The organism is Psychromonas sp. KJ10-5 (genome assembly GCF_055808325.1).
On sequence record NZ_CM147864.1, the window covers coordinates 702,904 to 716,326 of the forward strand.

The following is a 13,423-nucleotide window of genomic DNA, read 5'->3' on the forward strand; positions in this document are numbered from 1 at the left end:
TTAAAAGTGTTGATACATGTTATTTACTGATGCAGACAACCATTATATGCAACGCGCTTTATTCCTTGCTGCAAAAGGGCGTTTTACTACCTCTCCAAATCCCAATGTTGGTTGTGTGATTGTTAAAGATGAAATGATTATTGGGGAGGGCTTTCATCAAAAAGCAGGTACAGCACACGCTGAGGTACATGCATTGGCAATGGCCGGAAAGCAAGCTGAAAATGCAATTTGTTACGTCACGTTAGAGCCTTGTGCTCATTTTGGGCGAACAGGTCCATGTGCTTTAGCATTAGTTAAAGCTGGGGTAAAAAGAGTGATTGTGGCGATGGTTGATCCAAATCCCAAAGTCGCTGGGGGCGGTATTCGTATTTTACAGGAAGCTGGCATACAAGTAGATGTTGGTTTACTAACTGCTGAAGCAGAATCATTAAATTTAGGCTTTATCACTCGAATGAAACTTCAGCGGCCACGTGTTACTGTTAAAATGGCTGCTAGTCTAGATGGGAAAACGGCTTTAAAGAACGGTCAAAGCAAGTGGATTACAGGCACTGCTGCCCGTGCGGATGTACAATATTACAGAGCACAACAAAGTGCAATTCTAACGGGAAATCAAACTGTATTCGCAGATGATCCCAGTTTGAATGTGCGCTATCAAGAGTTGTTAACGAGTTCTGACTTCGATCAAGCAGTCATGAGTGAGTCTGAATTACGTCAACCAATTCGTATCATTCTAGATTCCCATAATAAGTTGACGTTGAACGAGAAATTGTTTGATTTGCCTGGTAAGGTGCTAATTATTTCTACGGTTGAACGTAATATAAGCGTATTCGCAGAGAAAAAAGCCTTAATAGAGCAAATTATTGTGCCTGCAAACAGTAACAATCAAATTGATCTACAAGCTTTATTAATAGCGCTTAATGCTCATGAAATTAATGACTTATGGGTAGAAGCAGGTGCAACCTTAGCTGGTGAGTTTTTTAAAGAGGACTTGGTAGACGAATTTATTCTTTATCAAGCGCCAAAATTACTGGGCGATCAGGGTAGAAACTTAGTAAAATTACCGGAATTTTCCACGATGAATGATATTGTTAACCTGAATTTACACTCTGTTGTAAAAATAGGTGATGATATTCGTCTTATTAACCATCGAGAATAATATGTTTACAGGTATTGTTGCCGCAGTGGGCAAAGTCACTGCAATTCAAAATAATGAAAAAGATATGACCATCACCGTGCATGCTGGAGATTTAGGCATGCATGATGTTAAGTTAGGCGATAGTATTGCCAATAATGGTGTGTGTTTAACAGTAACGCATTTAACCGCAGATAGCTTCAATGTGGACCTCTCCTATGAAACCCTTAAATTAAGTGCCTTTTCAGGTATTCAACCTGGTTTTCTAGTGAACTTAGAAAAAGCGATGCAAATGAATGACCGTTTCGGTGGCCATATTGTGAGTGGTCACGTAGATGGAGTAGGTGAGATCACTGCCATTTCACCATTGGGTAATGCTGTAGAGTATTGGATAAAAGCGCCGGCTAATTTAGCAAAATATATTGCGAAAAAAGGCTCAATTACTGTTGATGGTATTAGTTTAACTACGAATGATGTTGATGGCGCCAGTTTTAAACTAACAATTATTCCACACACCATAAGTCAGACAACCATGCAGCAATATAGTGTTGGTAGCAAAGTGAATTTAGAAGTTGATGTGATTGCTCGTTACCTTGAGCGTTTAATGTTAGGTGAGCAAGCAGCAGAACCAAATGACAAACAAAAATCGACAATGGAGCTGCTAGCCAAAAGCGGTTTCATGGGGTAATAAAAATTTAAGTGCCTATTTAAGTACAAAGCGTTAAGGAAAAAAGATGAAGTTGAATACAAGTGCAGAAATTATCGAAGATATTCGCTTAGGCAAGATGGTTATTTTAATGGATGATGAAGATCGTGAGAATGAAGGCGATTTAATCATGGCTGCGGATATGGTAACACCAGAAGCGATTAACTTTATGGCAACACATGGGCGAGGTTTAATCTGCTTAACATTGACTGAGCAACGTTGCGAACAACTTAAATTACCATTAATGGTAGAAGATAACACCGCTGCATTTTCAACTAACTTTACTGTTTCTATTGAAGCTGCTGAAGGTGTTACAACTGGTATTTCTGCTGCTGACCGTGCCGCAACAGTATTAGCAGCCATTGCCAAGGACGCTAAACCAACCGATATCGTAATGCCTGGCCATATTTTTCCACTTAAAGCACAAGAAGGTGGTGTTTTAACTCGTGCTGGGCATACAGAAGCCGGCTGTGATTTAGCTCGTTTAGCAGGGCGTGAGCCTGCAGGTGTGATTGTAGAAATTTTAAAAGAAGACGGCAGCATGGCTCGCCGAGCTGACCTAGAGATTTTTGCAGAAAAACATGGTATTAAATTAGGTACTGTCGCTGATTTAATCGAATATCGCAATAATAATGAAACAACGATTGAGCGTGTTAGTGAATGTAAATTACCAACAGAGTTTGGTGAATTTGATCTTGTTGCTTACCAAGACACTATTGATAAGCAAGTACATTTTGCATTAGTCAATGGTGAAGTGAAAGCGGGCGATACTACTAATGTACGAGTTCATTTACAAAACACATTTGCAGATAATTTCTTCTCAGACCGTTTAGCACCACGTACTTGGCCTATGCATACCGCTTTAGAGCGTTTAGCAAAAGATGGCGGTGTATTAGTGATGCTTGGCCATCAAGAAACCGCTGAATCGTTAATTGAACAAGTTAAATACATCAAGCAAGAAGATGCAGGTGAGCGAGTTGCAGCGAAAGCACAGGGCGCTAGTCGTCGTGTTGGCGTTGGCTCACAAATACTACGTGACCTAGGTGTACAAAAAATGGCACTATTTAGCTCACAGAAGAAGTATCACGCACTTTCTGGTTTTGGTCTTGAAGTGGTTGAATATATCACTGAATAAACAGTGTCGATATAGAAATAAATTGTGTTAGAATGCACAAAATTTTGCAATAAGGGTAGAAAATGAAAATAATTGAAGGTGGCTTAGCCGCTCCACACGCTAAAATCGCAATCGTGATTTCTCGCTTTAACAGTTTTATTAACGAGCAATTATTAGCTGGTGCTGTTGATACCCTTAAGCGAACTGGTCAAATTGCAGATGATAATATCACTGTTGTTCGTGTTCCTGGTGCTGTTGAATTACCACTCACTGCAAAACGTGTTGCAGCGTCTGAAAAATTTGATGCAATTGTTGCATTAGGTTGTGTAATTCGTGGTGGTACACCACATTTCGAATTAGTGATTAATGAATGTAATAAAGGTCTAGCACAAGTATCGTTAGATTTTAGCGTTCCAGTTGCATTCGGTGTTCTGTCTACAGACTCTATTGATCAAGCGATTGAACGTGCTGGCACTAAAATGGGTAACAAAGGTAGTGAAGCTGCTTTAAGTGCGTTAGAAATGGTTAACGTAATGGCGGAATTAGGATAATGGCAATGAAACCAGCTGAACGTCGCCGTGCTCGCCAGTTTGCAGTACAAGCTGTTTATCAATGGCAGATCACTCAAACGGGTGTAACGCAAATTGTCGAACAGTTTGCTGTTGATCAAGATATGTCTAAAGCTGACGTACCTTACTTTAAAGAGTTGTTAATGGGTGTTGTTAAAAATACTGATTCTTTAGATGATAAGTTAGCTCCGTACCTTTCTCGTAAAATTGACGATGTTGATATGGTTGATCTTGCGGTATTACGTTTAGCAATGTTTGAATTGACTTTCCGTACTGATGTACCGCATAAAGTAGTGTTGAATGAAGCGATTGAACTAGCAAAAGACTTCGCTACTGACGAGTCATACAAATTTGTAAATGGTGTATTAGATAAAGCACTTCGTAGTTTAAAGTTACGTGAAGATATTGCTAAATAAACATTAGTTATACTCTAAGTTGTTATTGAATCCAGTTATTTATAACTGGATTTTTTTTGTTAAAAATATCATATATAAAGCATATTAACTCATCTTACTGAAGTTGATTGATATAAGGAAAAATCATGAATAAAAGTTTAATGACTAATTTAATTGCTGCGTTAATCTTAGTGATTGGCCTGTTACTTAGTGAAAGTGCATTATCTGCTATCTTAGTGATGGTCGGATTATTTGCTTTATCTGGTGCCGTGACGAATTGGATTGCCATATTCATGCTATTTGAAAAAGTCCCATTATTATATGGTTCAGGTGTTATACCTGCACACTTTGAAGAGTTTAAGTCTGGCATTAGAAACTTAATGATGAAGCAGTTTTTTACGGCACAAAATGTAGAGCGTTTTTTATCGGCAGGTAGTTTTTCATCGGCACAACTTAACCTTGAACCTGTGATTGAAAAAATAGATTTAAACCCAACTTACGATGGATTAATTAAAGTTATTATGGAGTCTTCTTTTGGTAGCATGTTAGCTATGTTTGGTGGTGAAGAGTCATTACAGCCATTACGAGAACCTTTCATTAAACATATGAAAAGCTCTGTAATTGATTTAACACAATCTGAAAAATTTAATGAGCTTTTACAGAGTGAAATGGATCAGCCTGAAATGATGAACAGTATTTTAACCAAAATAGAAAGCATCATTGAACAACGTTTAAATGAACTAACACCACAAATCGTTAAAGAGATTATTCAAGCAATGATCCGTAAACACCTTGGCTGGTTAGTGGTTTGGGGTGGTGTATTTGGTGGTTTAATCGGTTTTATTAGTGCTTTGGTTGTTGCATAATTAATCAGTAAAAGGTTATTTCATCGTGTTGAAATAACCTTTTAATTATCATTTCTATTCAATCTTAAATTCCAAGTTTTCCTGGTGTTTTGATACTACTTATAACTAATCAGTGATTCTCTATTATAAGTTTTATATTTAGATAGTTAAGATGATTAGACTCTTCCTCTTAAATCTGTCATAACTAATTTTAATTATCTTAAATAACAAGAGCCTAGTCATGCTAAATAATGCTTATAACACTTATAAAACCTTTTTCTTAACTAGCTTTGCGTTGTTAGCATTTGCGGCGAATTCTGTTTTTTGTCGTTTAGCATTAGGTGATGAACAGGTTGATGCGGGTAGTTTTACTGTGATCCGCTTGTTATCAGGTAGCCTGTTTTTAGGCCTATTTCTTGTTGTTAAGCACTTTTATTTTGATGCAAAAAGTAGCCATGAAACAGCTCAGGTAAATATGCAAAAGAGTCGAGGTAGTTGGTTAAATGCAATCTGGCTATTTGTTTATGCCTTAACTTTCTCATTTGCTTATATACAGCTAGATACTGCGACGGGTGCCTTAGTATTATTTGCGACGGTACAAGTTACTATGCTGTTAACCCGTGTATTAAAAGGGCATTTATTAAGTAGAGCGGAATTGATTGGTTTAATTCTAGCAGTGGCTGGCTTTGTCTTTTTATTGGCGCCACAGGTATCTAGTCCTTCTCTGATCGCTTTTGTATTAATGTGTGTATCTGGTGTGAGTTGGGCATTTTATACTTTAGCAGGTAAAAAAAGTTTGAATCCAACATCGGATACGATTTTTAATTTCTTCCGTACTACGCCGCTTATTATTATTTTTGCATTAATAAATCTTGATAGTACTTACTTAAGCTTTGATGGTGTTCTTTATGCTATTTTATCGGGCGTATTGGCTTCAGCTTTAGGTTATTTACTTTGGTATCAAGCATTAACTAGCTTACGTCATAATGTGGCTGCTGTGGTGCAATTATTAGTGCCAGTGTTAGCGGCAATCGCAGGTTTTATTTTCCTTGGGGAAAGTGTGTCAGTGGTCTTTGTTATTTCAAGTTTGATTATTTTAAGTGGTATCTTGTTAGTGATTAAAAACCCAACACTTAAGCTACCGTTTTCTAAGTAGGTCATTTTTAGGTTAACGGCTTGCATTAAGTTTATATAGTAGATAGCTTATATAATAATTCTTAAGCTATGTACTATCGTATTGATTACTTTAGCCTCCTATCGACAATAAATTCAGTTTAGTTTATTTGAATTAACTTATTTATAAATTTAATTAACCTCCTTGCACTAATCTTGCCTATTTTTTCATTATTAAGACTTTTAATGAGTGTCATCAAGCATTGAAGGAGGTAAATTAAATATTTATCACTTTATGTCATTTTAATAGCTTATGATCTTTTTAATTTAATTATCATCAAAGACATTGATCACAGCATTAATAGTATTCTATTCATTGATCTATAAATTGTGATCTCATTAATTGTATTAATATAATATGTAACTACATTATTGCTTACCTATATTTATACCAAGGGATAGAGCATGTATAAAAAAATATTATTATTTTCAGCAATGGCCGGATTAACTGCATGTGGTGGTTCAAGTGATAGTTCGAATGATGCAAATGTAAATGATGATGTTTTAAGTAGCTCAACAGCTGCAGTAATAAGTGGAGCGACTGAGGTTGAATTATATTATAAAAATGGTGATGTTAATGAATCACTTACCATTATTGATCCTGATGATGGCGAAGAAGCTTTTGTTGTTCAAAGCAGTATAGCGACTACCTACGGCATATTTTCACTTGATTCAAACGGTGAATGGACCTATGAAGTTCCAGAAAATGAAACGCTGGGCGACTTAAATGAAGATGAAAGTGTATCAGATAGTGTAACAGTTACCTCTATTGATGGTACTGAAGCTACGATTCGTTTTACTATCCTTTCAGCCGACGCACTTTCTGAAGATAATGATAGTGATAATGATGAAGACAATAGCGACGACGCCCTTACTTACACATGCTCAGATGCTTTTGACGATGACGGATCTGATGACGCAAACCCTGTTGTGACTGGAGCAACGCATAACTCAACTACTGATGATTTAAACGAGTTGTTAAATAGTGGAGATGTGCAAGGTGGAGATGAAATTATTGTTTCAGGTGATGGAGAAATATCAATTAAGGATACGTGCTTTGATGCTCAAGTTTTAATTCGTGCTGAAAGTATTGGCAGTACCACTTTGGAAACGGCTGCTATTTCTAATTCTCAAAACATTACTATACAGGGATTTGTATTAGGCCCAAATGATGCAAGTACACTATTAAAAATTGTAAACTCAAAAAACATCAAAGTATTACGTAACACATTTGATCATAAAGATATTACTGATGGGCAAACGTCAGTGGTGTTAACTGAATCAAGTGAAGAAATCTCAATTGCATATAATGAGTTTCTGGATAAGAATATTGTTGTTGAAGATGAGGATGGTCAAATCAATTCAGGCAGTTATATCAAATTTCAATATGATGATGATACTGAAACAATGGCAACTAATGCACACATTCATCATAACTACTTTAAAAATATTGTCCCGTACGTAAAAGCGGGCAATACGACCCCTGAAGGTGACTCAGATCGTGAAGCAATTGTCTTTGGGGATTCGGGGTCTCAAGATGTAGAAACAAACCATTTAATTGAATATAACTTGTTTGAAGATACCGATGGTGAAAATGAAATTATGACGGTCAAAACGTCAAATAATACATTCTCAAACAATACTTTTTTAAACTCTATGGGTTCACTATCATTCCGTTTAGGGCATGATAATAAAGCAGAAAACAATTATTTTTATGGGACTGGTGATAGCACGTTAGTGACGGATGCTAATTATGAAACGGGCGGTATTCGTGTTTACGGTGCAAACCATACTGTGAGTAATAACTATATGGAAAACTTATCAGGGTCGAGTTGGAGAAGTCCTATATTAATTGATTCAGGTGATGTATCTGATAGTTCTAATGGCAATAGCCACGAAGCACCAACCAATGTGACTGTGGTGAATAATACGTTGGTAAACAATTTAGGCGGAGGTATTTTCATTGGTCGAGACAACTATTCTATTGTGCCTAAAAATATTACTATTTCAGATAATTTAGTAACGGGAAACGAAGGTAGTTTATTCAACAACTATGCTAATGATGAATCTAACACTTGGTCTGGTAATCAATCATACGCAACCGGTTCTGCAGTTGATAATGAAGATGGTACGCTAGGTGCTAGCGAGTTAGAAGTGCTTTCATCTGAGCCTGCTACCACACCTCCTAGCCCTTTAAAGAGGCAAGATGTTGGCCCAACAGCTGATTTGTCTAGCTAATAAATAGTCTAATAAAATTAATGTTATAAAAAAGCCGATTATTTTTATATCTAATCGGCTTTTTATTATGCTAAATCGAGTTGTTTATTTTCTATTAACAACCACTTTAAGGATTACATAATACGTTGTCCTGGTTTTGCACCTGAATCAGGGTTTAAGATATAGATATCTTCTCCCCCAGGACCTGCTGCTAATACCATGCCTTCAGATAAGCCAAACTTCATTTGACGTGGTGCTAGATTCGCTACCATTACTGTTAGTTTACCTTCAAGATCTTCAGGTTTATAAGCTGATTTAATACCTGCAAATACGGTACGCGTTTCACCGCCTATGTCTAAGGTTAGTTTCAATAATTTATTCGCTTTAGGCACATGCTCTGCTTTAGCAATTAACGCGACACGCAAGTCTGTCTTAGCAAATGTATCAAAGTCAATCTCAGGTGCGATTGGTTCTTTATCTAACTCGCTTTGGTTTGCTGCTTGTGTCGCCGCAGCTGCTTTTTCTTTTGCTGCTGCATCTGCCGCTGCACTTGCCTTAGATGATTCAACCATTGCTTCAATATTTTTTGGATCGATACGTTGGAATAATGCTTTAAACTTATTGATTTGATGGCCGGCCAACGGTGTATTGATGCTGTCCCATGTTAATGTTTCATTTAAGAAAGCTTCACTGCGCTCTGTTAATTTAGGCATGATTGGCTTTAAGTAAGTCATTAATACTCGGAACAGATTGATACCCATTGAACAAATATCTTGTACCTCTGCTTCTTTGCCTTCTACTTTTGCTAACGCCCATGGTGCTTTTTCATCAATGTATTTATTCGCAATATCGGCTAATGCCATGATTTCACGAATAGCACGCGCAAATTCACGCTTCTCGAATTGCTCTGCGATTGAATCACCCGCAGCAACAAACTCTTGATACAAGGCTGGCTCAGACACTTCTGAAGATAATTTTCCTTCGTACTTTTTAGCAATGAAACCAGCAGTACGAGAGGCTAAGTTAACTAATTTATTGACAACATCAGAGTTAACACGTTGTGCAAAGTCTTCTAGGTTGAAGTCTAGATCATCTACACGTGAAGTTAATTTGGCAGCATAATAGTAACGTAAGCATTCAGGGTCTAGGTTTTCTAAATAGGTGCTTGCTTTAATGAAAGTACCTTTTGATTTAGACATTTTTTCGCCATTAACGCTCACATAACCGTGAACATTCACACCTGTTGGTTTACGGAAACCTGCTCCTTCCAACATAGCTGGCCAGAATAGACCATGGAAATTGATGATATCTTTACCGATGAAGTGATATAGCTCTGCTGTGCTGTCTTTTTTCCAATAATCATCAAAATTAAGGTCATCTGTGCGGTCACATAGGTTTTTAAAACTTCCCATATAACCAATAGGAGCGTCTAACCATACATAGAAAAACTTACCTGGTGCACCAGGGATCTCAAAGCCAAAGTAAGGGGCATCACGCGTGATATCCCAAGCTTTTAAACCACTTTCAAACCATTCACCGAGTTTGTTCGCGACTTCATTTTGTAGTGCGCCAGATTTTGTCCATTCAACTAACATATCTTGGAATTGAGGTGCATCAAAGAATAAGTTTTCAGTATCTTTCATTACCGGAGTTGCATCAGAAACCACTGATTTTGGATTAATCATTTCAGCTGGACTATAAGTGGCACCACAAACATCACAGTTATCGCCGTATTGATCTTCAGCTTTACATTTCGGACAAGTACCTTTTACAAAACGATCTGGCAAAAACATCTCTTTTTCTGGATCGTACAATTGTGAAACAACTTTTTTAGTAATGTATCCATTATCTCGAAGCGCTAGATAAACTTGCGATGATAAGGCTTTGTTTTCTTCTGAGTGTGTAGAATGATAATTATCAAAGCTGATATTGAATCCTGCAAAATCTTTTTCGTGATCCGCTTGCACGTCGGCAATAAGTTGCTCTGGTGTAATACCCATTTCTTGCGCTTTTAACATGATAGCGGTGCCATGAGCGTCATCAGCACAAACAAAATGAATATTATTGCCACGTAAGCGTTGGAAACGCACCCAGATGTCAGCTTGTACATGCTCAAGCATATGCCCTAAATGGATTGGACCATTTGCATAGGGAAGGGCGCAGGTAACAAGTATATTACGGTCTTGATTAGCCATTTATTTGATATTCCTTAAGTCTAGGCGAATTTTTTTAAGCCTATAATTCTACCGAAAAAATGCTAATAATCCCACTCTTATCTCTTTCAGTTAGAGTGATGATACTGAAATATTCAACCACTGATTTAAGGTGTTTTAAAGTGAGTAATGATTGCATCATCATTTATCCGTCAATATCAAATGAATAAGGCTATTACCGCTTTATTAATGAGGATGATTTATCTGTTTATTTTGATAAACTCATCTATCAATGTAGATAAGAGGTGCATATGCTGTTCAAAAATAAAACCAATCAACAACAAGTGTTAGATTGCTTAGCACAAATTATCGAGCCTGAACTATTTAATAAATTACAGCAACAATCTCTCCTGAAGATTAATGTTGATACGGCTGAAATTATAATCTGTTTGCCTTTCCATGCGCCTGAATGGCTAATTAATATAAAAGCGCAGGCTGAGCAACCTTTAGCTGAGCTATTTAAACAAAACCCTGTATGGCAAGTCACTTATAAAGTACCAAGTTTTGAACATAAAAAAGCGCCTAAACAGAATGCAAATATTAAAAATATTATCGCGATTTCCTCGGGTAAAGGTGGTGTCGGAAAATCCACTGTAAGCGTTAATTTAGCATTAGCTTTAGCCAAAAATGGTGCCAAAGTTGGTTTACTTGATGCTGATATTTATGGTCCATCAGTACCCATGATGCTGGGTGAAAAAGCAACAAAGTCAACGTCTATTGATGGTAAACTATTACAGCCTATTTCAGCTCATGGCATTGTGTGTAATAGCATTGGTTTCTTAATTGAAGATAAAGATGCGATGGTATGGCGCGGTCCTATGGCGAGCAAAGCCTTACAGCAAGTATTAAACGAAACAGACTGGCCTGAATTGGATTATCTCATTGTTGATATGCCGCCTGGTACTGGTGATATTCAACTTACTATGTCGCAAAACGTCGCACTAACTAGTGCTGTGATTGTCACTACCCCGCAAGATGTTGCATTAATTGACGCGAAAAAGGGCGTGACTATGTTTAACAAAGTGGATGTGCATGTAACGGGCTTGATTGAAAATATGAGCCTTTATTCATGTGTTAAATGTGGCCATCAAGAAGCTATTTTTGGAACGGGTGGAGGTAAAAAATTAGCTAAACAATTTAATTTGGCTTTCCTAGGAGAGTTACCCTTACATATTCAATACCGAGAGAACACCGACCAAGGCTACCCAACTGTTGCTAAAAATGAACAAGTTGAATTAGTTGCTCCTTATTTAGCATTAGCTGAATCAGTTGCTATTAATTTGTTTAAAGATCTACAACCAACGATAGAGCAAATTAAAATTACAGAGCTTAAATAGTACTGATATGAGCGGCGATTTAATATGGCAGAGATTACTTTTTCAAGTACGCAAAAAGCAGCAATGTTCGAACAAATACAAACCTATTTTTAAAAAAATTAGGCCAAGAGCTTGGGCAATTTGATACGGAATTTTTGTTATAACTTTTAGCCAAAAAGATGGGACGTTATTACTATAATCAAGGTTTAAATGATGCGAGAAGCCTATTAGATGATAAACTTGATACTATTACTGAATCCTTTATGAACTTGAAAAAGTAACTGAGTTCATTGGGAAATATTAAGCCAATTTAAATTGCTTAATCGACCTAATTTAATGTTAAGAAGAAAAAATAATGTCAAATAGACCATTAATCGAAGAGTTAACACAGGCTTTACAATGTTTACCAAGTGTTGGCCCTAAATCAGCACAACGTATGGTTTACCATTTGTTAGATAAAAACCGCAATGGTGCACTTAAATTGAGTGATGTGTTAGCAAGAGCTGTGACTGAAATAGGCCATTGTCAACAATGTCGCACTTTTACAGAAGAAGATTTCTGCTCTATCTGCAGTAATCAAAAACGTAATGATAATGGTGTTATTTGTATTGTTGAAATGCCTGTTGATGTGGTCGCCATTGAGCAAACCGCACTGTTTTCTGGTACTTATTTTGTATTAATGGGGCATTTATCTCCATTAGATGGAGTGGGGCCTGAACAACTTGGTTTACATTTATTAGAGCAGCAGATGAAAAAGGGAAATATTACTGAGGTGATCCTAGCAACTAACCCAACAGTGGAAGGTGAAGCGACAGCTTATTACATTGCAGAAATGGCAAGAAAACAAAAGATTCAAGTGAGCCGAATCGCACATGGTGTGCCAGTGGGTGGAGAGCTTGAGTTTGTTGACAGCACTACTTTGTCACACTCCTTTACTGGTCGCTCGATGTTATAAGCTGAATAGGTCATTACTATCGTCATGAATCATAATGTTAACATTTCAAGGGAAAGAGATGCCTAGCAATCAAAAAGGGCCTTATAAAGGCTCTGATAAAGCACATTCAGTAATACAGGATTCGTTAGCCCGATCTATTTTTAATACGTTAATTGCTAATCGAATTCCTATTTCCATTGCTGACAAACTATCTCATCAAGCAGCTACACGTGTAGATATGGTCACGCTTTATAATGTGGTTGCACAAGATATTCAATCTCAACACCAACCAAAACAACGTATTTTAGATAGAACCATAGTGCACATGTTTGAGATTTTGTTTCGCTTAATTAATGCGCCTGCTGAAGATAAAGAACCTTCTGCTGAATTTTTTAATTTAGTACCACGTGGAGAGTGTTTAGACCTGTTTTTACAATTAGTGAAAGAATATTGTATGGGTGATATTGAGATACAAGGGTATACGGCTAAAATAGAGCCATTGACCCAACTACACAATAAAGCAGGTGTGATTGATTGGGATAGTTTGTATCAAAGTGAAGCATTTAAAGGGTATTTATCAGGCCTCCTTAAATTAATTTTAACTCATTTAAAAGAAGATAAGAAACCCATTCCTGCATTAGAGAATAGGATCCCTACGCATTTTCAACCTTATAGAATTAACTCTTTCTTAAATCAGGTCTGTAAATTAAAGCAGACAGGTCGAATAGGATTGAGTATGTAATACCAGCCTCATAACAAGATAATCAGGCATGTAAAAAAGGGCTAGCTTCATGATAAAGCTAGCCCTT

General features: G+C 37.0%; 13 protein-coding genes. 12 read left to right on the plus strand and 1 reads right to left on the minus strand.

Going from position 1 to position 13,423, the window contains the following annotated elements; translation table 11 throughout:
• Nucleotides 1-16: 16 nt before the first annotated feature.
• From ribD to AC0L3W_RS03330, 8 genes are all read left to right on the plus strand, one after another.
• Complete coding sequence (ribD, locus tag AC0L3W_RS03295; RefSeq protein ID WP_409439682.1) at nucleotides 17-1,156, plus strand: bifunctional diaminohydroxyphosphoribosylaminopyrimidine deaminase/5-amino-6-(5-phosphoribosylamino)uracil reductase RibD; 1,140 nt, start codon at nucleotides 17-19, stop codon at nucleotides 1,154-1,156.
• Between the two features lies 1 nt (nucleotide 1,157).
• A complete protein-coding gene (locus tag AC0L3W_RS03300) occupies nucleotides 1,158-1,820 on the plus strand; it encodes a riboflavin synthase (protein WP_290039132.1) in 663 nt (220 codons plus the stop codon).
• Between the two features lie 46 nt (nucleotides 1,821-1,866).
• On the plus strand, nucleotides 1,867-2,973 hold the full coding sequence (gene ribBA, locus AC0L3W_RS03305; protein WP_290039133.1) for a bifunctional 3,4-dihydroxy-2-butanone-4-phosphate synthase/GTP cyclohydrolase II: 1,107 nt from the start codon (nucleotides 1,867-1,869) through the stop codon (nucleotides 2,971-2,973).
• Between the two features lie 62 nt (nucleotides 2,974-3,035).
• Nucleotides 3,036-3,503 (plus strand): 6,7-dimethyl-8-ribityllumazine synthase, encoded by a 468-nt coding sequence (gene ribH, locus AC0L3W_RS03310; RefSeq protein WP_290039134.1) that lies wholly within the window; start codon nucleotides 3,036-3,038, stop codon nucleotides 3,501-3,503.
• A 5-nt stretch (nucleotides 3,504-3,508) separates the two neighbouring features.
• Nucleotides 3,509-3,937 (plus strand): transcription antitermination factor NusB, encoded by a 429-nt coding sequence (gene nusB / locus AC0L3W_RS03315; RefSeq protein ID WP_290039135.1) that lies wholly within the window; start codon nucleotides 3,509-3,511, stop codon nucleotides 3,935-3,937.
• Nucleotides 3,938-4,062: 125 nt separating this feature from the next.
• The gene (locus AC0L3W_RS03320) at nucleotides 4,063-4,782 is read left to right on the plus strand and encodes a DUF445 domain-containing protein (RefSeq protein ID WP_290039136.1); all 720 of its coding nucleotides are present in this window, start codon (nucleotides 4,063-4,065) and stop codon (nucleotides 4,780-4,782) included.
• 220 nt (nucleotides 4,783-5,002) lie between these two features.
• Nucleotides 5,003-5,917 carry a DMT family transporter gene (locus AC0L3W_RS03325; RefSeq protein ID WP_290039137.1) on the plus strand — a complete coding sequence of 305 codons (915 nt, stop codon included), beginning with the start codon at nucleotides 5,003-5,005 and terminating at the stop codon, nucleotides 5,915-5,917.
• 422 nt (nucleotides 5,918-6,339) lie between these two features.
• Nucleotides 6,340-8,172, plus strand: a complete 1,833-nt coding sequence (locus tag AC0L3W_RS03330) for a chondroitinase-B domain-containing protein (protein WP_409439681.1) — start codon at nucleotides 6,340-6,342, stop codon at nucleotides 8,170-8,172.
• A gap of 113 nt (nucleotides 8,173-8,285) precedes the next feature.
• Here AC0L3W_RS03330 and metG read toward each other — a convergent pair whose 3' ends face one another.
• Nucleotides 8,286-10,346 (minus strand): methionine--tRNA ligase, encoded by a 2,061-nt coding sequence (gene metG, locus AC0L3W_RS03335; RefSeq protein ID WP_409439680.1) that lies wholly within the window; start codon nucleotides 10,344-10,346, stop codon nucleotides 8,286-8,288.
• A gap of 269 nt (nucleotides 10,347-10,615) precedes the next feature.
• On the opposite strand from metG, the gene apbC reads away from it, so the two are divergent.
• The 4 genes from apbC (at nucleotide 10,616) to AC0L3W_RS03355 (ending at nucleotide 13,356) form a co-directional block, all read left to right on the plus strand.
• On the plus strand, nucleotides 10,616-11,701 hold the full coding sequence (gene apbC, locus AC0L3W_RS03340) for an iron-sulfur cluster carrier protein ApbC (RefSeq protein ID WP_409439679.1): 1,086 nt from the start codon (nucleotides 10,616-10,618) through the stop codon (nucleotides 11,699-11,701).
• Nucleotides 11,702-11,859: 158 nt separating this feature from the next.
• The gene (locus AC0L3W_RS03345) at nucleotides 11,860-11,961 is read left to right on the plus strand and encodes a DUF2164 family protein (RefSeq protein WP_354669226.1); all 102 of its coding nucleotides are present in this window, start codon (nucleotides 11,860-11,862) and stop codon (nucleotides 11,959-11,961) included.
• Between the two features lie 74 nt (nucleotides 11,962-12,035).
• Entirely contained in the window at nucleotides 12,036-12,635 is a 600-nt protein-coding gene (recR, locus tag AC0L3W_RS03350; protein WP_290039141.1) for a recombination mediator RecR, read from the plus strand.
• A gap of 34 nt (nucleotides 12,636-12,669) precedes the next feature.
• Complete coding sequence (locus tag AC0L3W_RS03355; protein WP_409439678.1) at nucleotides 12,670-13,356, plus strand: hypothetical protein; 687 nt, start codon at nucleotides 12,670-12,672, stop codon at nucleotides 13,354-13,356.
• Nucleotides 13,357-13,423 lie beyond the last annotated feature (67 nt).

Coding starts and splice junctions, on each gene's coding strand:
- recR (WP_290039141.1), top strand. CDS start 12,036: ATGTCAAATAGACCATTAATCGAAGAGTTAACACAGGCTTTACAATGT.
- AC0L3W_RS03355 (WP_409439678.1), top strand. CDS start 12,670: ATGTTAACATTTCAAGGGAAAGAGATGCCTAGCAATCAAAAAGGGCCT.
- ribBA (WP_290039133.1), top strand. CDS start 1,867: ATGAAGTTGAATACAAGTGCAGAAATTATCGAAGATATTCGCTTAGGC.
- ribD (WP_409439682.1), top strand. CDS start 17: ATGTTATTTACTGATGCAGACAACCATTATATGCAACGCGCTTTATTC.
- AC0L3W_RS03300 (WP_290039132.1), top strand. CDS start 1,158: ATGTTTACAGGTATTGTTGCCGCAGTGGGCAAAGTCACTGCAATTCAA.
- apbC (WP_409439679.1), top strand. CDS start 10,616: ATGCTGTTCAAAAATAAAACCAATCAACAACAAGTGTTAGATTGCTTA.
- AC0L3W_RS03330 (WP_409439681.1), top strand. CDS start 6,340: ATGTATAAAAAAATATTATTATTTTCAGCAATGGCCGGATTAACTGCA.
- AC0L3W_RS03345 (WP_354669226.1), top strand. CDS start 11,860: ATGGGACGTTATTACTATAATCAAGGTTTAAATGATGCGAGAAGCCTA.
- AC0L3W_RS03320 (WP_290039136.1), top strand. CDS start 4,063: ATGAATAAAAGTTTAATGACTAATTTAATTGCTGCGTTAATCTTAGTG.
- nusB (WP_290039135.1), top strand. CDS start 3,509: ATGAAACCAGCTGAACGTCGCCGTGCTCGCCAGTTTGCAGTACAAGCT.
- metG (WP_409439680.1), bottom strand. CDS start 10,346: ATGGCTAATCAAGACCGTAATATACTTGTTACCTGCGCCCTTCCCTAT.
- AC0L3W_RS03325 (WP_290039137.1), top strand. CDS start 5,003: ATGCTAAATAATGCTTATAACACTTATAAAACCTTTTTCTTAACTAGC.
- ribH (WP_290039134.1), top strand. CDS start 3,036: ATGAAAATAATTGAAGGTGGCTTAGCCGCTCCACACGCTAAAATCGCA.